General features: G+C 43.2%; 17 protein-coding genes and 8 pseudogenes. 16 read left to right on the plus strand and 9 right to left on the minus strand.

The features are described from left to right. Window positions 1-221: 221 nt before the first annotated feature. A complete protein-coding gene (locus tag LY387_RS26605) occupies window positions 222-752 on the minus strand; it encodes a cytochrome b (protein ID WP_234497952.1) in 531 nt (176 codons plus the stop codon). A 338-nt stretch (window positions 753-1,090) separates the two neighbouring features. Between LY387_RS26605 and LY387_RS26610 the strand changes: the two are divergent. The 3 genes and pseudogenes from LY387_RS26610 to LY387_RS26620 form a co-directional block, all read left to right on the plus strand. Further along, window positions 1,091-1,252, plus strand: a pseudogene (locus LY387_RS26610) (IS6 family transposase); the annotation flags it as partial. 2 nt (window positions 1,253-1,254) lie between these two features. Then, a pseudogene (locus LY387_RS26615) lies at window positions 1,255-1,617 on the plus strand (serine recombinase); the annotation flags it as partial. Window positions 1,618-2,089: 472 nt separating this feature from the next. Next, window positions 2,090-2,827 carry an IS6 family transposase gene (locus LY387_RS26620; RefSeq protein WP_234497953.1) on the plus strand — a complete coding sequence of 246 codons (738 nt, stop codon included), beginning with the start codon at window positions 2,090-2,092 and terminating at the stop codon, window positions 2,825-2,827. A 204-nt stretch (window positions 2,828-3,031) separates the two neighbouring features. Here the strand turns inward: LY387_RS26620 and LY387_RS26625 are convergent. From LY387_RS26625 to LY387_RS26635, 3 genes and pseudogenes are all read right to left on the minus strand, one after another. After that, window positions 3,032-3,529 (minus strand): annotated as a pseudogene (locus tag LY387_RS26625) (Rpn family recombination-promoting nuclease/putative transposase); the annotation flags it as partial. After that, the gene (locus tag LY387_RS26630) at window positions 3,492-3,812 is read right to left on the minus strand and encodes a hypothetical protein (protein ID WP_234497954.1); all 321 of its coding nucleotides are present in this window, start codon (window positions 3,810-3,812) and stop codon (window positions 3,492-3,494) included. The pseudogene LY387_RS26625 and the gene LY387_RS26630, both read right to left, overlap by 38 nt. 46 nt (window positions 3,813-3,858) lie before the next feature. Beyond that, a complete protein-coding gene (locus LY387_RS26635) occupies window positions 3,859-4,062 on the minus strand; it encodes a hypothetical protein (RefSeq protein ID WP_234497955.1) in 204 nt (67 codons plus the stop codon). A 189-nt stretch (window positions 4,063-4,251) separates the two neighbouring features. On the opposite strand from LY387_RS26635, the pseudogene LY387_RS26640 reads away from it, so the two are divergent. Beyond that, window positions 4,252-4,679 (plus strand): annotated as a pseudogene (locus LY387_RS26640) (recombinase family protein); the annotation flags it as partial. Between the two features lie 157 nt (window positions 4,680-4,836). Here LY387_RS26640 and LY387_RS26645 read toward each other — a convergent pair. Both LY387_RS26645 and LY387_RS26650 read right to left on the minus strand, forming a co-directional pair. Next, a complete protein-coding gene (locus tag LY387_RS26645; protein WP_234497956.1) occupies window positions 4,837-5,538 on the minus strand; it encodes a methyltransferase domain-containing protein in 702 nt (233 codons plus the stop codon). A gap of 136 nt (window positions 5,539-5,674) precedes the next feature. Beyond that, entirely contained in the window at window positions 5,675-6,109 is a 435-nt protein-coding gene (locus tag LY387_RS26650; protein ID WP_234497957.1) for a hypothetical protein, read from the minus strand. A gap of 266 nt (window positions 6,110-6,375) precedes the next feature. On the opposite strand from LY387_RS26650, the pseudogene LY387_RS26655 reads away from it, so the two are divergent. From LY387_RS26655 to LY387_RS26690, 8 genes and pseudogenes are all read left to right on the plus strand, one after another. Then, a pseudogene (locus LY387_RS26655) lies at window positions 6,376-7,059 on the plus strand (IS6 family transposase). 111 nt (window positions 7,060-7,170) lie between these two features. Then, window positions 7,171-7,314, plus strand: coding sequence for a hypothetical protein (locus tag LY387_RS26660; RefSeq protein ID WP_234497958.1), 144 nt, complete (start codon window positions 7,171-7,173; stop codon window positions 7,312-7,314). Between the two features lie 160 nt (window positions 7,315-7,474). Further along, entirely contained in the window at window positions 7,475-7,993 is a 519-nt protein-coding gene (locus tag LY387_RS26665) for an Hcp family type VI secretion system effector (RefSeq protein ID WP_234497959.1), read from the plus strand. Window positions 7,994-8,045: 52 nt separating this feature from the next. Next, window positions 8,046-8,225 carry a PAAR domain-containing protein gene (locus LY387_RS26670; protein ID WP_234497960.1) on the plus strand — a complete coding sequence of 60 codons (180 nt, stop codon included), beginning with the start codon at window positions 8,046-8,048 and terminating at the stop codon, window positions 8,223-8,225. 27 nt (window positions 8,226-8,252) lie between these two features. Next, window positions 8,253-10,340 (plus strand): type VI secretion system tip protein TssI/VgrG, encoded by a 2,088-nt coding sequence (gene tssI / locus LY387_RS26675; protein ID WP_234497961.1) that lies wholly within the window; start codon window positions 8,253-8,255, stop codon window positions 10,338-10,340. Next, window positions 10,333-10,854, plus strand: coding sequence for a DUF4123 domain-containing protein (locus tag LY387_RS26680; RefSeq protein WP_234497962.1), 522 nt, complete (start codon window positions 10,333-10,335; stop codon window positions 10,852-10,854). Before tssI ends, LY387_RS26680 begins: the two co-directional genes overlap by 8 nt. A 9-nt stretch (window positions 10,855-10,863) precedes the next feature. After that, entirely contained in the window at window positions 10,864-14,523 is a 3,660-nt protein-coding gene (locus LY387_RS26685; RefSeq protein ID WP_234497963.1) for a LysM peptidoglycan-binding domain-containing protein, read from the plus strand. Continuing rightward, window positions 14,510-15,592: a sel1 repeat family protein gene (locus tag LY387_RS26690; RefSeq protein WP_234497965.1), complete on the plus strand. Its 1,083-nt coding sequence runs from the start codon at window positions 14,510-14,512 to the stop codon at window positions 15,590-15,592. Before LY387_RS26685 ends, LY387_RS26690 begins: the two co-directional genes overlap by 14 nt. A 244-nt stretch (window positions 15,593-15,836) precedes the next feature. Here the strand turns inward: LY387_RS26690 and LY387_RS26695 are convergent, their stop codons facing one another. Then, entirely contained in the window at window positions 15,837-16,520 is a 684-nt protein-coding gene (locus LY387_RS26695; protein WP_234497967.1) for an IS6 family transposase, read from the minus strand. 57 nt (window positions 16,521-16,577) lie between these two features. Here LY387_RS26695 and LY387_RS26700 point away from each other — a divergent pair. The 3 genes and pseudogenes from LY387_RS26700 to LY387_RS26710 form a co-directional block, all read left to right on the plus strand. Further along, window positions 16,578-17,446: pseudogene (locus LY387_RS26700) on the plus strand (IS110 family transposase); the annotation flags it as partial. Between the two features lie 634 nt (window positions 17,447-18,080). Next, complete coding sequence (locus LY387_RS26705) at window positions 18,081-19,433, plus strand: ISNCY family transposase (RefSeq protein WP_234496077.1); 1,353 nt, start codon at window positions 18,081-18,083, stop codon at window positions 19,431-19,433. 173 nt (window positions 19,434-19,606) lie between these two features. After that, window positions 19,607-20,062 (plus strand): annotated as a pseudogene (locus LY387_RS26710) (helix-turn-helix domain-containing protein); the annotation flags it as partial. Window positions 20,063-20,078: 16 nt separating this feature from the next. On the opposite strand, the pseudogene LY387_RS26715 reads toward LY387_RS26710, so the two are convergent. Next, a pseudogene (locus LY387_RS26715) lies at window positions 20,079-20,804 on the minus strand (LysE family translocator). Here LY387_RS26715 and LY387_RS26720 point away from each other — a divergent pair. Next, window positions 20,737-20,877, plus strand: coding sequence for a hypothetical protein (locus tag LY387_RS26720; RefSeq protein WP_234497968.1), 141 nt, complete (start codon window positions 20,737-20,739; stop codon window positions 20,875-20,877). The pseudogene LY387_RS26715 and the gene LY387_RS26720 sit on opposite strands and share 68 nt — an antisense overlap. A gap of 165 nt (window positions 20,878-21,042) precedes the next feature. On the opposite strand, the gene LY387_RS26725 is transcribed toward LY387_RS26720, so the two are convergent. Continuing rightward, complete coding sequence (locus tag LY387_RS26725; protein ID WP_234497970.1) at window positions 21,043-21,858, minus strand: carbon-nitrogen hydrolase family protein; 816 nt, start codon at window positions 21,856-21,858, stop codon at window positions 21,043-21,045.

Here is a 21,858-nt window from a genome sequence, read left to right on the forward strand (position 1 = left end):
GCAAGGAACAATTTGTGTGCAAGCCTAATTTATTTACTCAAAATATATACTAATATGAAGTTAAAATAAACGATTTAATCAATTTATTATCGAGAGGTTTTGATTTTCTCTTTAAAATATTAGCATTTAACGAATTATTTAATAGCTAATAAAATGAACAATTAAAACGCAAATTGCTATAGGGTCGTGACGGAGCTTCAGAATACCTTCCTTACCTTTTACTATTGGGCTTTCCCCAACATACGTAATAGTACTTGGTTCTTTGCTACATAATGATGCTTAAGAGCTGCGCACATGTGTAGTACAACGACGATGGCCAGCATTGCACAAGCATACCGATGTACTACAAAGAAAAAATCATTAATTTCAGTAGAAGTTAGTGGATTCGGAATCTCTACTAACCAAAAGAGCTGATAACTCTGTTTTAGCATTAGAAAACCACTTACAAATACGACAAACATAAGCTGATAAATAATAGCATGTGTCATATGAGCGATACTTAATTTCCAGCGGGGAAGACTGCCATCAATAACTTTATTGGGTTTAAAGTGACTCCAGAACCACCGAGCTACAAATGCTACACTTCCTAGTGTTGCCAAGGACATATTCATTATAGAAAGAAAATTGAATATTGATGGATGGGTATCTATAACTAAATGCATTACATATCCAGCTATTGTTGCATAGATAATAATCACTGCCATCACCCAGTGGAGATAGCGAGTTGCCTTATCATGGTTTTGTCGTTTCATTTATAGTAAGCCTCCTAGTTATGAATATGTTTAGTGTTTTCTTGGCAATTATATTAAAAAATATTCATCAACCCTAGAGTAAAGCTTTTTAATTGAGATTTAGGCTCCATGTATAATGCAGAAGTTACAAGTGGTCTCTGATTTTCAGGCATGATTTTAAGTGATTGATCTGGGCCTGTTGTAAAAAATAATGGGAAGCATTCTTCGACCATGTATCTCCCATTTCTAGTTAAAAATCACCTCAACATTGAACAAACGGTTCATAAAGGCGGGGTTGTTGCAAAAACTCAGCTCAAGGTTGAAACTATCATCGTCTGTGGTGATGATTGGTGAGTTCGATGACCAACCCTGAATTCAAATGGAAACACTTTGCCCCTGAAATCATTCTTTGGTGCCTTCGTTGGTATGGTTCAACGACAATGAACTATGCCAACCTCTGCGACATGCTGCAGGAGCGTGGAATTTCGGTCAATCGCTCAACCATTTATCGTTGGTTCATTGTGATAGGCTCTCTCGCCTTGATGAAGAAAGTGGGTTCACATTAAAAGAAATGCTGAACAAAAAGGAGCTCAAGGTTATCAGTCTAGATTTACCGACTAGTCATATTGCCTTCTCTCCTCAAATTACGGATGAATTTACAGGGTCGATGATCAAGACCATCAATAACATGATGATGGATATGTTGGCCGCTATCGCGAGAAAAGATTACCAAGACCGTCGCCGACGACAAGCCGATCAAGAGCTTCACGAAAAAATCTACCAGCTAAGAGTCATCAATAAGTTAAGTATCAGTGATACTGCCAAATTAACCAATGTGTCGACAAGAACAGTGATCCGAGTAGCAAAGAAACTAAGCAGCCAGCGTTTCGTTGAGAAGGATAACCCTGCTTACTCAATGGCTGTAACGTGGGAAGGCTACGTCTCTGAATGCTTCAGTGCTCCTATTGTCGCCTGTCGCGAGAAAAGCGACGAGTCTTCTAATGAAATCCGATGAATAAAACCCAAATGATGATAAGACTAAGGATTAGAATTTTAGCTTTATATCCTGTTTTTATTCTGCTTTTTACTATGACTCTAATTCCATACCTAACAATATAAAAATTATATAATTATACCCGCACTGATAGCCGAGTAGTATGCCTCCATGTTCATAATACAGACAGATGGTTGGAATGATGGGCTTAATTATTGGAAGTGGGCTAGCGCTTGCTTACCAAAGTGCGCACTATGCGCTTTGGCTTGTACTGATAGCCTGGTGCGCTCTCATACTGGGATTGTTGCAAAAAATGCAGTAAAGACTCAGAATTTGTTCTTTCCCCATCTAATCCAGCTAGTTAATGACTCACCCCGAATTCAAATGGAAACACTTCGCTCCTGAAATTATCCTATGGTGCATTCGTTGGTACGGTTCAACTCCAATGAGCTACGCTAACCTCAGTGACATGCTGCAAGAGCGAGGAATTTCGGTTAACCGCTCAACCATTTATCGTTGGTTCATTGAGTATGCCCAAGCATTACACAAGAAATTACGCCGTCGTCAATTCATCCAAACCGACTCTTCGTGGCAGCTCGATGAAACCTATATCAAGGTGAAAGGAAAATGGCATTACCTGTACCGGGCTATCAACAAACAAGGTGAGACTCTGGATTTCTATTTCTCTCACAAGCGTAATAAAGACGCGGCTTATCAGTTCCTGAAGCGGTGTCTGCGCCACTATCCAACTGAGTTACATCCACAAACATTAAACACCGACAAGCATTCATCCTATGCTCATGCGATTGCCCGTCTAAAGAAGGAAGGACGACTGCGAGAGGATGTCGAGCAACGGCAAGTAAAGCCTCTTAATAATGGTATTGAATCCGATCACGCCCCCATCAAGAAGCTCGTTGTAGGCACCGGTGGTTTCAAAATACGAAAGCGAGCCTGGTCTACCATTCAGGGATTCGAGTCATTACGGATGTTGAACAAAGGGCAATTTGATTTCTGGCTACGTCATGATGAACGTGGAACCCTTGTGCGGGAGAGATCCGCCTTCATGAATCGTCTATTCAATGTTGAGATAGTTTTCCAGTAATCGTTAAATCTACGTTGGATAGATCTGGAGCCTTTGATTTTTTGCAACAATCCCCATGGAATTACTAGTTACGCTGTCACTGAATAGCTAGATTGAATCGATCTTCTTTGAACGATATTTGAGTGGTTTTAAAGGTAGGTTTTTTGGGGGCCACATTGTAAATGTATTTAGAAGCCGTCCCAACAGCGCCACTCGTTTATGCTATATGATATCATCATCACTGATGACCGTGATGTCCACCAATGGGTAAGGCTCACTGTACAGCGCTTTCGCGAGCTCTGGATTAATAAATTCATCCAACCAATTGGTACTGTATGGATACGGAGACTTTTTACCATGATAAAACAGCAGTGGCACCACCAAAGGCAAATGCTCATGTCCTGCATCGAGGTGTTGTTGCCTCGCCGCTATCGCGCATCTCGTCAACCGGAACGCCATATGCTTATCTGGGCGGCTTTGATGCTCAATGAGCGAATACACATATCCGATGCCATCTTCTGTTTTCATCGCGTACAGCACATCCGAATAGTAACCCCGTAAGTCGTCTTCTAAAAACGAACCCGATTGCAGCTCTAATGTGTTTAAATCACACCGTGCTTTGATGTGCGCCGGTAAATGCGCCTCCAGAAAATCCTTCGTCGTCTCTGGGACCGTTAAGAAGGATTTAAATAGACCGTCGTGTATCGATGTCGGTGTTTTCATCGTCTATGAGTGATTTGTCTGCCATTTGAGTGAGGAAATGTGTGATTGAATCAAACCTGAGCTCTGCTTCAATTTCATCATTGTATTTTTTAATCAGGTATCGTTGTAGCTCTTCCCAGACTAATTCGATATCTGCTGACATTGAGAGTAAGTTGTGCCCTGAAAGCAAGGTATAACAATACTCAAAGTCATCTTTCATCTCTTTTTGATTATTAAACGGAAAATACAAGTCGTTATCACGGTTTGCTCGATGTTTGTTGCGTTTTGATTTCTTCTTACTCATCGTGGGCACTCTCTTGTGACTTACAGATAACGGAAGTATACCGCCATCAATGTCTTGTTGGCGGTATACTCATTGAATGTGGTTTTTTCGGACGTTGAACCGCCACACCTTGCTTAAGCTGAGTTGGAAGTCGTTGATACCAATGTTTTGCTCGCTTCTTAATGGATTCATCCATGTATTTGCTTTTATCTCGAACTTTTACATCGATACCTAACTCACGGCGGATTGCATTGAGCGTATCTTTATTCATGCTATCTCCAATAGTTTTACAGAGTTGAAGCGCATAGCTAAGTTATTATCAAACTGCTTTCATTAGCAAGTGTATATTAAGGGGTGTGCATAGGTCATACTTTTGAACAAAAGTTGTCTGGCGAATTGCGATCTTTTACTTAAACATGTGTTTGAAAATGATGGCAATCTTCGCTAATCGCGCAACAACGAGAGGAAGGTGCTCGAATTACTTCAGATGAAAGCGGAAGAAGGTGATGTTCTCTTGCTCAAGATGCTGGACCGACTAGGCCGTGATACCGCAGAGATGATAAGCCTCATCAGCTTATTCGATGAAATGGGGGTTGCCATCAAGTTTCTAGATGATGGGATCAGCACTGAAGGCGAAATGGGGAAGATGGTGGTCACCATCTTATCTGTTGTTGCCCAAGCTGAACGCCACCGGATACTCGAACGAACCAACGAGGGACGAATAGAAGCGAAATTGAAAGGGATTAAGTTGGGCGTAAACGAACAGTGGATCGAAAACGGCTCAACGATTTGTATGCTCAAGGTTTAGGAGCGACTGACATCGCACGGCAACTAGGAATTGCACGCTCGACAGTATATAAAGTACTAAATGAGGCTAATACTGCGTAAGTATTCTGTCGTCATGCATTGGACAAGAGCTCTTTTGATGCCAATTGTACGTCCATATTTCCGCTCAAATTATTAGAGCCGTCGATTGTTATTTAGGCGTAAATTAATTCGCTAGACTCCCCCTTATTTACAAGGATAGGATACTTGGGGGAGTCGGTTACCTTTTTAAAATACAAATATATAGCTCTTTAATATCGATAAGTTCAGCTATGGTTAAATTCGTACCATTAATTAGTTCATTTAATTTTTCAATGCTCGTCGGTAGGGTGTTCGGCACAATTACGTTATTGCTCTGATGTAAGTTTTCTACGAAACCTGCACCCAAAGGATGGCTTATGACTACAACTCCATTGCCACTTAACATATTTGACATATTTTTTAATGCAGAAGCTTGATTTAATAAATTACCAAAACAAGCATTGCAATATATAATGTCATACTGTATGGGATTAGTAAAGTTTGATATATCACCCTGAAAGGTATCAATATTAGGGTTTTTTAATTTAACAACTTTTAGCTGATTATAAGATAAATCTAAAGCATGTATACAAGTGTTCGAGAATGTATCTTCTATGTATTTAATTAGCACTCCAGAGCCTGTACCTACATCTAAAACTTTCAAGATACCTGACTGATCAGTATTTATATACTTTTTAGGGCTTGTAACGATCTTTTTTAATCTTAGTTCTGTGAAGTTTGGCCTAGATTTTCGTGATGCATACCATTGAGATTCCTTGTCAAAGAACGATGCTTGAATCTTTAAAAAATCCTCATTTGATATGTCGTTACCCACGTGTTGCGTATTAAAGTTAGAGTGTGTATTCAAAAGCGATTCTATGTGTTCTTTTTCTACCGACATCGTATTCCCCCTGATGTGATTCTATTATGAATAGTAAAAACTAACCAATTACCTAAGTATTCTCATTTACTTAGGTATTAACTAAAAAATGAACTATACCAATCTAAATAAGCCCGTGAACGAGCGTTATAACCAGTTAATCATTACGGTTTGTTATATTATACTCAATGGAATTTTGCCTTACTGATGGCTCATTGATACCACTACTTTGAGTGAAAATTGCTAAACCACTAGTATCGGTTCTGCATTTAAATAAGATAGTATGTGAAGGCTTAGTTAAAGGTAACGATTCATAACCTTCGTATAAGCTAATACCTTTTTCCGCATCAAGAATTTTATATTTATAATAGCCTTCAAATGTTCCTAGGTCACGGTTAATAAAATTGGTTACATACTTATCTTCCGAATACGTTACATGTGCAATAGCTCCCGCATTTGGATTGATTTCGTTGTAAAGTGGAGAGATAAGATTGATGAGTGTAATACCATTTAAATCAGAGGGGACTTGGCAGTTAGCTGAAACATTCATCGATGAAAAGATAAAAAGAGACATTAAAATTTTCTTAATCATAATATTATCAACCTATACGTTATTCTTGATATTTAAAGAAGTTGTTCGACTAAAGGAGCCAAGTAGATGTCTTTAATATTATATATGGTAATAGGTGTTTTTCGGTGATATAGCTTGCAAATTATATCACAATTTACTTACATTTTAGTTGGTAGTAAATCAACTGTGAGCATTGTTCGACTTAATGGTCTCCGGTGGGTTGTGTCGCAAAGTTTGGCATTCTAGGTTAAGATCTACCCAATATCTACTTAACACTCTGAATATTAATGTTTAAAGGTTGCCACTTCCCCTCTGAAGTTATTCTTGAAACCATCCGTTATTACCTAGCTTACAAGCTCAGTTATCGCGAGATTGAAGAAATACAGAAGGAGCGTGGCATCACCATTGACCATGCGACTATTAACCGGTAGGTCATCAAATTCACGCCGATTTTGGAGCATAAAGTCAGACGTAAAAAGAAGTCGGTATCGAGCTCGTGGCGGATGGACGAGACGTACATCAAAATTAAGGGCGAATGGTTTTATTACTATCGAGCCGTTGATAAATTTGGTGACGTTATCGATTATTATCTGAGTCCAACTCGAGATGAAGCAGCCGCCAAAGCCTTTCTGAATAAGGCGATAGCTCAACACGGCTTACCAGAGAAAGTGGTCATTGATGGAAGTAAAAGTAATTACGCTGCGCTTGATGCAATGAATGTACAACTTTGGCTAACTGGCTTCTTTATGTTGTCACTGATAGAGATCCTGGATATCAAATACTTAAACAATATTATGGAACAAAGTCATCGTTGGGTAAAACTGAAGACGCGTCAGGCTCTTGGTTGGAAGTCATTAAAAGGAGCCACAGCGAGCCTTCACGGTCGAGAGTTGTGGACGATGATTAAACGCGGTCAAGTTAATCTAACAGGGGAAACAGCCTGCGAAAAATTTTATTCACTCGTAGACTAATTGTATCTGGTGACCAGCATTGACGCGCTTTAATCTATATTTGCGACAGAACCGACTTATGCCATTAGCCTTTCACCAGTGTATGGACGTATTGGTTATATCGAACGTTTAATGAAGGAAAATAAGCGAGAAGACGCCCAAAAAGAACTCGATATCCTGACAGGACGTTTGAATGATGTGAGCTGGAAATGGGCACAATTACATCGTGAAATGTCCAATCAAAAACAACGAAAAAACCTCCCGCTTGAGCAATAACTTGCTCGACTCGAGCAATGGATTGCCCAGTTGAGCAATCCATTGCCTAGTTAAAATATCATTCGTTAGTCAAGGTGTTGATAAATAATAATAATATTTTATGGCATGCTTCTTGATGTAGCTATGTTGCATACATTCATAAATTAAGAGGAATATTGCTATGCCAACTCCATGTTACATCTCTATTGAAGGCCAAACTCAGGGGCTTATCACGGCAGGCGCTTGTACACCAGACTCTATTGGTGATGCTTACGTTGAAGGTCACGAAGACGAAATGCTCGTACAACAATTTGGCCATGTGGTGACGGTACCGACTGACCCACAATCTGGTAACCCATCAGGTCAACGTGTTCATAAACCTCTTCAGTTTACCGTTTCACTCAACAAAGCCGTACCACTGATGTACAACGCGCTTGCGTCCGGTGAAAAGTTGAAAAATGTGGAGCTGAAGTGGTACCGCACTTCGCTGGAAGGCAAGCAAGAAAACTTCTTCACAACAAAACTGGAAAACGCATCGATTGTTGACATCAAATGCGAAATGCCACATTGCCAAGATCCAGCAAACGCGTGTTTCACTCAAAATATTACGGTTTCTCTGTCCTACCGTAAGATCACTTGGGACCACATTAATGCCGGCACGTCTGGTGCGGACGACTGGCGTAAACCTGTCGAAGCATAAGGTTTAACTCGCGCCATCACGTTTGTGATGGCGCTACCTTTGGGAGAATAAGATGGCACAAGGTGCATTGGTTGGAGATATGGGGTCTGGTCATGCTGACTACCCAGCAACGGTCATTATAAGTGGTTCACCGACCGTTAAGATTGATGGTAAGAGCGTGGTGCGCCAAGGTGATGCCATCAGTTGTGGTGGTGTGATCGTTGGTGGTTCAAGTGTCAATATTGGCGAATAAACAATACTCAATCATGTAGAGGTCAACATGGCTCTGTCGTTAGCATTTACCCTCACCATTGACGGACTGGATGAGAACACGTTTGTGGTTCGTGACTTTGATGGTCATGAGAGCCTGTCTCATCAGGCGTCGTTTTTTTCTGATTGCCATGGCTTTCATTATGATATCAGTCTAGCCAGTCGTCGCTCGGATTTGAGTGCGTTTGATGTCGTGGATCAGTTTGCACAGCTGCACATTATTCAAGACGGGGAATGTGTTCAACGCGTGCACGGGGTGGTCAGTGGGTTCACACTCGGTGACACCGGGCATAATTATACGTTTTATCGACTTTCTTTAGTGCCATCGATGATGCGTTTATCGCTTCACCATGACCGCCGTATCTTTCAAAAGCAAAGTGTTTCCGAAATCATATCAACACTGCTCCAAGAAGCGGGTATACAAGATTATGCCTTTGCTCTGACTCGAGATATGCCACTTCGAGAATTTTGTATGCAATACCGCGAAACCAACCTGGCGTTTATTGAGCGTCTTGCCGCAGAAGAAGGGTTGGTGTATCACCATGAGCATATTGCAGGCAAGCATACGGTCGTCTTTAGTGATGCCTCTGTGATGCTGCCGATGTTGTCAGAGCCTGTCACCTATCACCATAATGGTGGCGGGGTGGCGCCTTCGACGTTCATTTCCACGTTTGAACAACACACTCAACGAGGCGTGGCGGAGGTGGCGCTCGAAGATCGCAGTTTCCAAAAACCGGATTATCGTTTTACCCAGTCGGCTCATGGCCGTGAACTGGATTATCAACGAGACGACTACGCCTACTTTGACTTTCCCGGTCGCTATAAGGATAACCAACAAGGCAAAGCCTTGAGCCAAATACGGTTGGATTACTTGCGCCGGGAAGAGCATACCGTTTCAGGTCAAAGCAACGAACCTTTGCTTCGTGCCGGTTATCGTTTTTCGCTGACCGACCACATGGATGCGTCGAGTAACCGCGATTGGGCGGTGGTCAATGTTCATCACCAAGGGCGTCAGCCTCAAGCGCTCGAAGAAGAAGGAGGAAGCGGTGCAACGACGTATCACAATACCTTTAAACTCATTCCTGCCGATAACACTTGGCGTGCGTCGCCAACGTTAAAGCCGCTGACTCATGGACCTGAAATTGCTGTGGTGGTCGGGCCTGAGGGAGAAGAGATCCACTGTGACCAATATGGGCGAGTGAGAATACAGTTTCCATGGGATCGCTACAGTGCCAATGATGACAGCGCCTCCTGCTGGATACGTGTGGCGCAAGGACTGGCAGGTTCACAGTACGGGATCATGGCATTGCCTCGTGTGGGCGACGAAGTGGTGGTGTCGTTTATTCATGGTGACCCTGATCAACCCATGGTGACGGGGCGCACTTACCATGAAACTAATGTGCCTCCTTACCCGTTACCAGAGCATAAGACTAAGACCGTCCTTCGTAGTAAAACCCACCAAGGCCAAGGCTTTAATGAGTTGAGTTTTGAAGACCAAGCGGGACAAGAAAAACTGTATTTACACGCACAGAAAGACATGGAGACCGATGTTTTAAATGATCAGGTGGTGAGTATAAAGCACGATCAACACACCACCATTGACAATGCGCGTTTTACCCATACTAAACAGGATGAACATCATACGGTTGGTGGTCATTATCATCAACAGATTGAACAAGATCACTCGCTGAGTGTCCGTGGCGATATGCACCATAAAACCGATGGACGTTATGCCATGGAAGCCAAAGACGAAGTCCACCTTAAGGCTGGGCAAAAAGTGGTGATTGAGGCCAGCAGTGAGCTGACATTAGAAGTCGGCGGCAGCTTTATCAAAATCGATGCTTCCGGTGTCAGCTTGGTGGGTACGGGGATCAATTTAAACTCTGGAGGTAGTGCCGGCAGTGGGAAGGGAGTGGCAGGTCAATTACCTTCCTTACCATTAGGTATTGAAAGCCCAGCGATGCCTGATGAGGCGCTGCCCATTCAGGTCACTGAGCCCGTGCTACTTACGATGGCCGCCACCAATGTACCGATGGCACCGATATGTGGTCGTCAGGTGGATGGTTTATGTACTCGTGAGGATTGTCAGTGTGAATGATAGAAACGTGATGATGAAATACTGGTTAGTTGTCGATACCCTTCGTGTTCCCAATGCGATGGACGTGCTTAAATCTCACGGTCCTGTACAACAAGCGTTTGCATTGTACGCGGGGAGTGCGTTTGATTATGCGTTGGACAAAAGCCCGATGGTTATCGATTTAGGAAGTCATCGTGAAGTGGCGCTCTCTCGCTTATCGCTTCCGGGTTTTGCGACCAGTGCGGTCGTTTTTGATGTGGGGGAGTCTATCTCTGTCGAGAAGTGGCGGTCTCATCTGCAATCGATTTTTCTGGTCGAGATTGACCGTCAACCCATCATGGTGCGCTTTTATACCGATGCCTTTTGGGAGGCTTATGCACAGGGCTTAAATGACTCGGATAAACGCGTCCTACTTGGTGAAGCCAGTGCGGTGAATTGGCTCAGTTCAGATCAGAGACTTCAAACATTGTCTCGCCCTGAGGGCGAAAATGCAACGCCTCCCTATGCGTTGACCTCCTCCATTTTTAAACATTAGGTCAAAGATATGTTGTATAAAATCAAGCAAGGTGACTGTTTATCTCTTATAGCGGAGCGTTTCAACACGACGCCTGATGCGTTAGCGAAACTCAATAGTGAGCAAATCAAACACCTTGACCTTATTTATGAAGGTGACACGCTCAAGATTGCACTTCCTAAGCCCATTGTCACCGATGGAGCACGGATTGATTTGTCGACCACCCCAACAGAAATGAATGGTGGCAATGACACTTGCTCATCCAAGCCGCGCGAGTGGGCTGACATATTATATGTGCCATCTCACCCGAAAACGGGTAAAAAAATGTGGTATCGCGTGTCTGAATTGGCCCGAGCCGAACTGTTAAAGGAAAAAGAGCGGGTGTCGGCGGCGATTGTGGAGAACGATACTCCTAAAACCTTACAAAATCTCACCCAGCTCGGATTAATGTCGAAGTTCTCCGCGAAGCTGCATGAGCAATTTATGACAGAAGATGAGACGCTCATCTATCGAAAGTTACTTTGGGTACAGAAAGTCATCACGATGGAAACGTATGGTGACAAGAGTGGCAATGATTTTTTACTCTCGGCAGCACAGTTGGTGGACATCGATTTGGAAGTTACTCGGTGGGAGCTAGCGGAAGAAGAAAAGGCGAACAATCGAGCGTTATACTATGGACCTTTTTCGTCGCTTTACCATGCTAAATTCGATGAAATGAGTCAAGAAGCGAAAATGTACTTTAATGCATCCATCAGCCAGCAATTACGAACCTTGGTCCTAGATAGGCTGCAAGAGCGCATTGATGATATGGAAAACAATGCAGAAAAGACGGCCGGTCAACGTGTTGCAGAAGACGGGACCAAGTTTGTTTACAGTTCATCACTTAACTACTTTACCACCCAAAAAGAGCAAGCGATTGATACGCACCTCACTCAGTACCATACGGCCAAAAGCGCCTTGAAAACGGAAGAGGAGATAGCACTGTTATCGCATGAACAAGCGCGAGAGTATGTAGAAGGTTGGCAAGCGAGCTTACAAAGTGCGCAGCAGACACGACTTGCGTTAAAAGGGGCACAATTTGCTCCGTCATTCTCTATAGAAGCGTCTTATTACTTACAATGCGCATCAGCGCTGATAGCCTTGAACCAACGCGGTGTGGTGGTCAAAGAGCAATGCCTTCGTGTGGATGAACTCGAAGGCCAGAGCCTTGAAAGCCAAGGACCACAAGCTTTTCGTACGTTATCTTGGCGCGCAACACAGGACGGTCAAGCCAAACCCTTGGACATAACAAACCCGGACGTGGCGGAAAAGATAAGCGCCGCCTACGTAAGCTTATTTGGTCATTATGATGAACGCGGCTCCACTTTTCCGATGGCAACCATCGTGAACAGCAGAGAACACGCTTGGTCTTACTACCCGGCGAAGGCGCTCATCGCCGTGATTGATGCGAGCATTACCAAGTATAAAGATGAATTTACGCAATTACTTGGTGAACAGGGGTTAACGCTGTTTGATGACACCGTAACAAAATTATTATGGATAAAACGCTTTGCAAAAGCGCGACTCACTGAGCTTCATCATTTGGCTCAACAACGCGCCGAAAAAGGCCCATCAGGGCTTATCCCTGAGACGGTGTTAGAACATTCGAATACGATGCCGGCAGTCCTCACCTTATTGTGGGACGAACGTGCATTTACCCCTAAGAAGGTCAGCAGGTCGGGATTTCTCAATCAAGCGGGCTACAACGACATTCAAATCGTAGAATGCAGCTTACTTTCTGATGGTGAAGTGTTTTATGTTCGCGGCCCCGATTGGTACATGCCAGAAAGCAGTGAAGACCATTTGTGTTATAAAGGCGCCTTTCATATCGAGGTGTTGAGCAACCAGACCTTCACCACGATGAATACGGGAGGACAACACATCACACATCCCGACTCCTTATCAAAAGCGCTGACAGCTTTGTCCAACCCGAAATTGAAAGTGAATCTGGCGTCACTCACCAAAGAATCGGTCTTCTGGCAAGACAGTTATCATGTCTTGGATGAGAGCGGCCCGACCTCCCCATCGTCCTATTCGGTAGAGGCGGGGGCGCAACTATTTCGCTTGGTCATGAAGGCGGAGAGCGAGCTTAATGCCTCCGCCTATAATCCAGTGACGAAAAACTTCATGGGCAGTCACAATGTGTCGGCTCAGTTTTCCGCCTTGCAAGGCCAAGTGGCATTTACCTACTGGCTGCCGCAAGAAGGCAACCAACATCGCCAGAAAACCAACCTCAATGGTGTGGGCTTACAGCCCATGGCATTGCCGTACCAAAAGCAAGAAGAGAAGAAGGAAGAGTCTTTCCCATTGGGGGGCTTTGCGCTGTGCGTTTTTGGCTCATTGCAAGGACTGGCTGGCGTTTCTTGTCAACTTGGGCAGCGCATCGAATTTGGCCCCACCAACATCGATGAAGGTTTTGGGATTAGGGGCAACACCATCATGCTCGACAACCCGAATATTCATGATGCTTATGCGCTTGGAAATGGCAATCTGCGTTCAGCCGAGCAGGCTAAACTTGCGGGGGAAGTGTCATTAGAAATGAATGCCTTTGCGGGTGTAGAAGCGGGCGGGAATCTGGGTGGAGCAGTCTATTGGCAGCCTCCTGAAAGTCCAACGCTTCAAACGCCGCACAAGCTGGGCTCAATTGAAGGTCAACTGTCGGCAGCCTGGGGCGCGGGGGCGAGAGCCATCGCCGAACTCAAACTGCAAGGCGGTGTGCTGCTGTTTATTGTTGATGCTGCACTTGCCGTAGGCTCAGGGTGCGCGGGCAAGGTGGCGATAGAGCTCAACGCTGACGCCACGGACGCCTTTTTGCTGCATCTGTTTTCGTTATTAAAGCGCAATGACTTTCGTCGACTCTCCCTCTTTGGGGAAGTGGACGAGAATGGCCACAATGAGAGCTTTGAGTTATTAAACGATGTGATGACCATTGCGATGGCGACCGGCTTGACGGTCGCCAGTGTGCTACTGATGCCGCATCACTTATGGAAGGACTACAAACGGGGCGCTCTCAGTCGGGAGTATGCGCCTGCGATTGCTGACCGTATCAATGGTGGGAGAGACGGCAAGACTGAAGACATACAACAATGGATAGTCAAACTTCCTCCTGAAACCTTATGCCATCTCCTCAATTGTTTGTGTGAGGAGCAATTTTTCTCACAAGAGAAAAACCACCTACAGGCACAAGCGATAGTTCAAGTAATGCAATGGCTTGCTGATGACGATAATGAGCAAGGTGAGGCCAAGCAGCGTCAGTGGAAAGAAGCATTGATTGCGATGGGGAATTTACCTAAGAGAGAGAAAAACTATCCTCTGGAGTGGCAAACCTACAAAGAGCAGTGGCTTAGGTTGGCGAGCTTTGTGAAAGAGTTTGGTGGGCAATATAGCTACGTATTAGAAAATCTCTTTAATAGAAGTTCGAAAAAGTTATGTAGGAATATGGTGCTGACTCGCTCAATGGAGCAGGTTCATCTGTACAACGCCCCTTCCCCAATCGATGTCAATCGCTACGACGCTTATCCCGTCAGCATCGTTTCTAACGCAGCAGAAATCGGAGAAAAGGCGCTTATCACTGTGGAAGAGAGATTCAAGTCAAAACAGAGCCAAGCAGAACAAATCATTATAGCGTGGAGTATTGATGATGTATTTTAACCACGCTCTCCGTAAACTCGCTGTGGTGGCGAGTTTGGTATTGAGTGTCTCAGGCTGTGCGCCAAATCCTCAGGACGATATTCCGCTGTTTAAAACCTTCATCGCGGAGAATATCGATAAAGTGTCAGAAGATCCGTATATTTCCAGTACGGTAAGGCCAGGGGATGCCCTTTATCGTTTCTTTGTTCAGCTACAGCATGGCCGCGTTAAGGAAGAAGTATATGAGCCATTAAAAGGTGGAGATAGTGAAAGTAAATTGTGGTACGCAAAATTATCACTTCCCTATAATGAGTTGCGGGGAGAAGTCTATCAGTTCTTAACTGAGTCCATGCAAGCGGGTAATCCATATGCGGCGTTAGAGTTGTCAGAACAAGGTGAGTTTTGTCAGCGCTACGGAAAAGGTTCCGCTCGTAGTAAGTTATTCAATAAGATGGGGTTGAGCACGATTTACGAATCAGACGTGTGTGATGAGGCGTATTTTGAGTTAGCGGTGGAAGGGTTTGAGAAGCTCGCCCAACAAGGCGATTTACGTGCTCAATATTTTTTGCTCAAACAAAAAAACTGGGACCAGTCGACGGAGACTCGAGCAGAGTATATTCAGGAAATCATCCGCTTTGCAGAGGCGCATTACTATCAACCTTTAATGGATTATGTTGGTACGATTTTGTTTTACTCGAAAGAGGAAAATAAAGATATATCGAATACGCAAGAACAGCATGAATTGGCGATTAAGCTTCTTACGATAGCGTCTAACAATAACTATATTCCGGCCATTTATAAGCTATATTTTGCCACAATAAATAAAGATGAAAAAGAGAAGCTAATAAATAAGTCGTTTGTTTTAGGTGATATCAGAATGATTAAATATCAACTTTTTAAAGAGCAGGACGGGTCTCCTGAGCAATACTACTATAACGCTATTATTAAAGAGCTTTCAGGTCATTATCTTTTTTCACCAGAAAAATCAGGGAAAGAACCTGATGTACAATTACAAGCAGAAAAATTTGCAGAGTCTATCCGCTCTAGTGTTTACATTGATGGGTTTACAGATAGCGGAGATTGGAACTGAGTACAAACAACGAAGACGCACTAGAGTAATAAAACGTTCTTCGGAGTATGAAGTTTTGCTGTATAGTAACAAATTTTAACTCCTATTTTGTTACAGGCTAGATTCTCAGTAGTGATAGGTGATGTAACATTTTTAAGTAAAATTAAGATGCAATTACTGTAAAAGTCTCTATTTGGTAGTGTTTAGAAATCGGTTCTGTCGCAAATATAGATTAAAGCGCGTCAATGCTGGTCACCAGATACAATTAGTCTACGAGTGAATAAAATTTTTCGCAGGCTGTTTCCCCTGTTAGATTAACTTGACCGCGTTTAATCATCGTCCACAACTCTCGACCGTGAAGGCTCGCTGTGGCTCCTTTTAATGACTTCCAACCAAGAGCCTGACGCGTCTTCAGTTTTACCCAACGATGACTTTGTTCCATAATATTGTTTAAGTATTTGATATCCAGGATCTCTATCAGTGACAACATAAAGAAGCCAGTTAGCCAAAGTTGTACATTCATTGCATCAAGCGCAGCGTAATTACTTTTACTTCCATCAATGACCACTTTCTCTGGTAAGCCGTGTTGAGCTATCGCCTTATTCAGAAAGGCTTTGGCGGCTGCTTCATCTCGAGTTGGACTCAGATAATAATCGATAACGTCACCAAATTTATCAACGGCTCGATAGTAATAAAACCATTCGCCCTTAATTTTGATATACGTCTCGTCCATCCGCCACGAGCTCGATACCGACTTCTTTTTACGTCTGACTTTATGCTCCAAAATCGGCGTGAATTTGATGACCCACCGGTTAATAGTCGCATGGTCAATGGTGATGCCACGCTCCTTCTGTATTTCTTCAATCTCGCGATAACTGAGCTTGTAAGCTAGGTAATAACGGATGGTTTCAAGAATAACTTCAGAGGGGAAGTGGCAACCTTTAAACATTAATATTCAGAGTGTTAAGTAGATATTGGGTAGATCTTAACCTAGAATGCCAAACTTTGCGACACAACCATGGAAGCTTGTAGCAGCGCTCATTTTTGGGCTCGAGCTTTTGAAAAAGTTGAACATGAAGTTCGATTGATTGCTCCGAAGTTTGTCTCCCCTTATCGAATGTCAGGTCGAACAGGAAAAAATGATGCAGCTGACACCCAAGCGGTTCAACGGCCTCACATAAGATTTGTCAACATCAAATCTGAAGAGCAACAATCCATCCAGTACCTACATCGAGCTAGGCAAGGATTGAACGAAAAAAGAACGTCAGTGTGTAACCGTATTCGAGGCTTACTCTCTGAGTTTGGGGTTATTGCTCCGCTATCACCAGAACGATTACGCAGTGAATTCGAAGCAATGAAAATTCATCTTCCGGCTTTAGCTACCACCTGTATCGATGAGCTATTTCTTCATATGGATAACATCGAACGTAAGCTTCTGAAGTTTGATCGACTTATTAAGACAACGGCAGAACAAGATGAGCGATGCCAACAGTTGAGAAATTAAAAGGGGTTGGTGCGATGACCGCTAGCGCTTTGGTTTGTGCAATCGCAGATGGAAAAGAGTTCAATAATGGTCGTCAATTAGCAGCTTGGCTTGGTTTAACTCCTTCACAATACAGTAGTGGTGGTAAACAAAAGTTAGGGCGGATCACAAAAGCCGGTGACAACTATATTAGAAGTCTGCTTGTGCAGGGGGCCAGATCAATTATGGCTAGTGCAGGCAGAAAAGACGACCCACTAAGTAAATGGGTTTGTGATGTCAAAGATCGCCGCGGTTATTGGCGAGCAGCGATAGCTTTAGCGGCCAAAAATGCTCGTCACTGCTGGGCAATCCTTCACTATGGAGAGTCATTCGAAAGTTGTTACTCGACATAGACAAACAACTGACCACTCATGATGCCAACGCAAATATGATAAGGGTTAAGACCCCGCAAGAAGTCCCTGTGAAAACATTAGGATATGAATATCCGATTAACGTATGAGGTTCTTGCGAGCGTCTTTCATTTTGGTCCGAAGGTTTTTTAAAACTCGCTTCAATATGGCCGTTTATAGTACTGCATCTTAATCTTCATTATTGCTGCGTTAAGAATACCTGTTTGACAACGGGCAGAAGTCCTTATAGCTGTTTTCTGTTCCATTGATGCCCAAACCCCTACTATAAGGACTTCCGCCCGTTAGTGTCTTAGATAACTAAAGGGAGGGGTTTTACGGCGTTTCTCTGTAGACAGTATTTTATCTCTTGTTTTGCTGTCTAAAATATTTTGATATATCAGAAAGTTAACCCTCTTAACGTACAGAACCGTTCCATTGGACTTCAAACCCCGAATCTACGTACATAGAGCCTCACTTATTCGTATTCAATATTTAACATAACGTACATAATGCGAAGTTGTGTTGTAAGCGCAAAGTTGTAATGTCACTATTTACCAAAGTTAAAATGTCTCTTTAGCTCGTGGTCACTAAGCTTTACTTACAACCAGCTAAGGATGCGTTTAAGATGCTAGTGACTATGAATGATTCTGATATCAATCGTTTTAAAGTAATCCAAGATGTTTGCGATCGTAGGATCCGACGAGTCGACGCGGCAGACATCCTTGATTTGAGTGTTCGCCAAGTTCAGAGGCTTATGAATCGCCTGAGGGAATTCGGTGCTGTAGGATTGACTCACCAAGCTCGAGGTAAGCCAAGTAATAACCGCTATCCTAGTGACTACCGAGACACAGTTTTAAAACTGATTCGTGATCACTATTCTGATTTTTCTCCAACGCTTGCTAGAGAAAAACTATTGGAGTTACATAGCCTTCCAGTATCTAACGAGACCTTACGAAGTTGGATGATTGCAGATGGTTTATGGACGCCACATTCGCAACGCAAGCCTAAAGTTTACCAACCTCGCTACCGACGTGATTGTTTGGGCGAGCTCGTTCAAATTGATGGCTCTCACCATGATTGGTTTGAAGGACGCGCTGACAAATGTTGTTTACTGGTCTTTATCGATGATGCGACTGGCCGCCTGATGAATTTAAGGTTCAGCGAAACCGAATCGGCCTTTGATTACATGCTAACAACGAGAGAATATCTTAATGAACACGGCAAACCCGTAGCGTTCTACAGCGATAAGCATTCGATTTTTCGGGTGAATCAGGAAAAGCAAAAACAAGTCGGTCAAACTCAATATGCCCGTGTATTAAAAGAGTTAGGTATTGAACTGATATGTGCGAACAGCTCTCAAGCTAAAGGTCGTGTGGAGCGAGTAAACTTGACGCTACAAGACCGACTCGTCAAAGAGATGCGCTTACAAGGAATTAACACCATCGAAGAAGCGAATGCTTGGCTTCCCTACTTCATTGCCGATTTCAATCGACGCTTTGCTAAGCCGGCAATGTATCCGAAAAACATGCATCGAAAAGTGCGTGAAACCACACAGGAACTCGACGATATTTTCAGTTGGCAAGAAATACGTAAACTCTCTAAATCGTTGACATTTCAATATGACAAAGTGGTTTATCTTATTGAGCCAAATGAAGAAAATACTCGCTTAGTTCACGAGCATGTCAAAGTCTTAGACTATCCCAACGGAGACATTGCGATTGTGTATGGCCACAGAAAGTTGGAATTCAAAATTTTCGATAAGCTTGAGCATGTTCAACAAACCCAAATTGTCGACAACAAGCGATTAGGTCAAGTACTAAAGTTTGCTCAACAGCAGCAAGAAGAATTCGAGCGACAACAGAAACGCACACGGAGCAAAAAAGCCCCTAAACGCAGAGCTCAACAAAGAGCGCTTCAGGAACAACTAAGGGCTATAAACCCAGTTCTCATCACACCAGAAACCTTCAAAGCATCTAAGAGTAAAACCTAACTCACCTACTCTATTTAGCTCATAAAGAGACATTTCTACCTGGGAGAAAAGAGGACATTTTAAAATGGGATTGACAACTTTTTACCAAAGTTAAAATGTCCTCCTAAGCTCAGCCCAACTAGTCTTTATCTATTGTGATTTGAGCTAAGGACCTACTAAACATGTTGGTGACTATTAGTGATTCAGAGATCCGTCGTTTTAAAATAATCCAGGACGTTTGTGACCGCCGTATACGTAGATCCGACGCTGCTGAGATACTCAACCTCAGCGTCCGCCAGGTTCAGCGCCTTATGAATCGGTTACGTGAGTGTGGTGCTGCGGGTTTAACTCACCAAGCTCGCGGAAAGCCCAGCAATCATCGTTACCCGAGCAACTATCGAGAGATGATTTTGAAGCTCGTCCGTAATAACTACGAAGACTTTTCACCCATACTTGCTCGAGAAAAATTAATCGAGTTGCACAACCTATCCATATCTAACGAGATATTACGTAGTTGGATGATCGCAGATGGTTTATGGACGCCACATGCCCGTCGTAAGCCTAGAGTCTATCAGCCTCGTTATCGTCGAGATTGTCTTGGCGAACTCATTCAAATCGATGGCTCACACCATGACTGGTTCGTTAGCCGTCAGATTGAGCATATTGTTATGCCTTGTTGCTCGCCATTAGTGACAAACCAAATCCGACAAAGATACCGCCCGTTGCTTTGTTAAAGGCTTTTCTAACATTCTCCCTTGTCAACCATCCGCTTAAACGGCTTGCAATAACTGCATACATTAGCAGAGCAGTAAACGATAATAGAGCAAACGTAAGAGTTAACGTTGTAAACTGCTGCGTTAATGAGTTTTCCATGTCGATAAACTAAGGAAAGAGTGCCGAATAAAATACAAGGGCTTTGGGGTTAGTGATACCAACCAAATATGCTTCAATAAACAGATGTTTATTGCATTTTTCTTTACAGCTACTATCCAAATTATCTGTATCTGGTAACGTCGATAGCCAAGTTTTTATACCTAAATAAACTAAGTAAACACTACCTACAATCTTCACAACTACGAAAAGTGACTCTGATGCTGCGAGGACTGCACCCAACCCCAAAGCTGATAATGAAGCCATTGTCATCATCGCAGCAACGTTACCCAAGATTCCAGTTATAGACCTACCAACACCATAGGATGCGGAATTTTTGATTGCCAGCAGAACTGCTGGTCCAAGAGAAAATGTAGCCACCACACAAATTGTAAAGAACAATAAATAATCCATCTTCGACCTCAAACTTGAAACTGTTCGAAAGACATAACGAATGACATGGATTCCCCTCCCGAGGATCTGCCATACTCTTGCGGTACTTGTTAGAGCCGGAGGCACCATGTCCGATTATTCGTATTTTGGCGGTATCGACTTAGCTAAGAACCATTTCAGTCTTCACGGTTGGGGGCTATAGGCGATGATTAAACGGGGTCAACTAACGCTTGATGATGACACTGCCGTAAAACAATTTTACGCACTCGCAAGCTGGTTGTGTCTGAAGAATAGCTTTTCAACATCTCGATCAGAATTTGCGATAAAACCGGTTCTTGTGAGTGTCTTTCGTTTATTAGCATTCACTTTAACATGACCGTTGATAGTACAATTTCGTTCCATTGGGCTTCAAACCTAACAACTTATTTGAGTATGTGACACAGCCTTTGGTACCAAAGCCATGCTCTGTTTTTTCATAATTGAAATAGGTGATAGATGTTTTGTTTCGCTCTGCTTCAACAACAAAATTACCCTGTTTATCAATAACTGCCGTTGGGGCAGTCTGCTCAAAGGTTGTTGAGTTGATTGACATCACCGTAAACACATTTTCAATGGCACGTGTCACAAGGTGCGATTTAATAATTGAATAGCGATTAGCGTCAAACTTTTGTTGTACATCACATAAGCTCACGATAGCGACATCGACCTGTTCTTTATAAAGTTCTCTAAAGTACTCAGGGAATCGAATTTCATAACAGATTCGAACACCAACCTTGATACCCTGAATCTCGACGACGCCATTAAAATCACTCCCTACGTTAAAATTCTCTGCATCCCAACCCCACAGGGCTCTTTTATCGTAGTAATACACCTCACCTGAAGGTTTGATGATCGCAACCGAGTTCGCGACTTTATCTCCAAACTTGCGAATAAGACCTAAGAAAAGAGTGACCTGCGTTTCTTGGACCAAATCTACAATCTGATTAAAAGCAACGTATTGCAGCTCAAAATCAATATCGGCAACAGCGTCTATTTCAATTGGTGGATAACCAGACAAGGCGCATTCTTGAGTGACTAACACATCTGCACCACCGCGCTTCGCTTCGCAGAGAGCACGCTTGATTTGTGCATGGTTCTCGGATGATTGGGCACTAACTGGGAACTGTAATAATGCAAACTTCAC

Source organism: Vibrio maritimus (genome assembly GCF_021441885.1).
Lineage (GTDB): Bacteria > Pseudomonadota > Gammaproteobacteria > Enterobacterales > Vibrionaceae > Vibrio > Vibrio maritimus_B.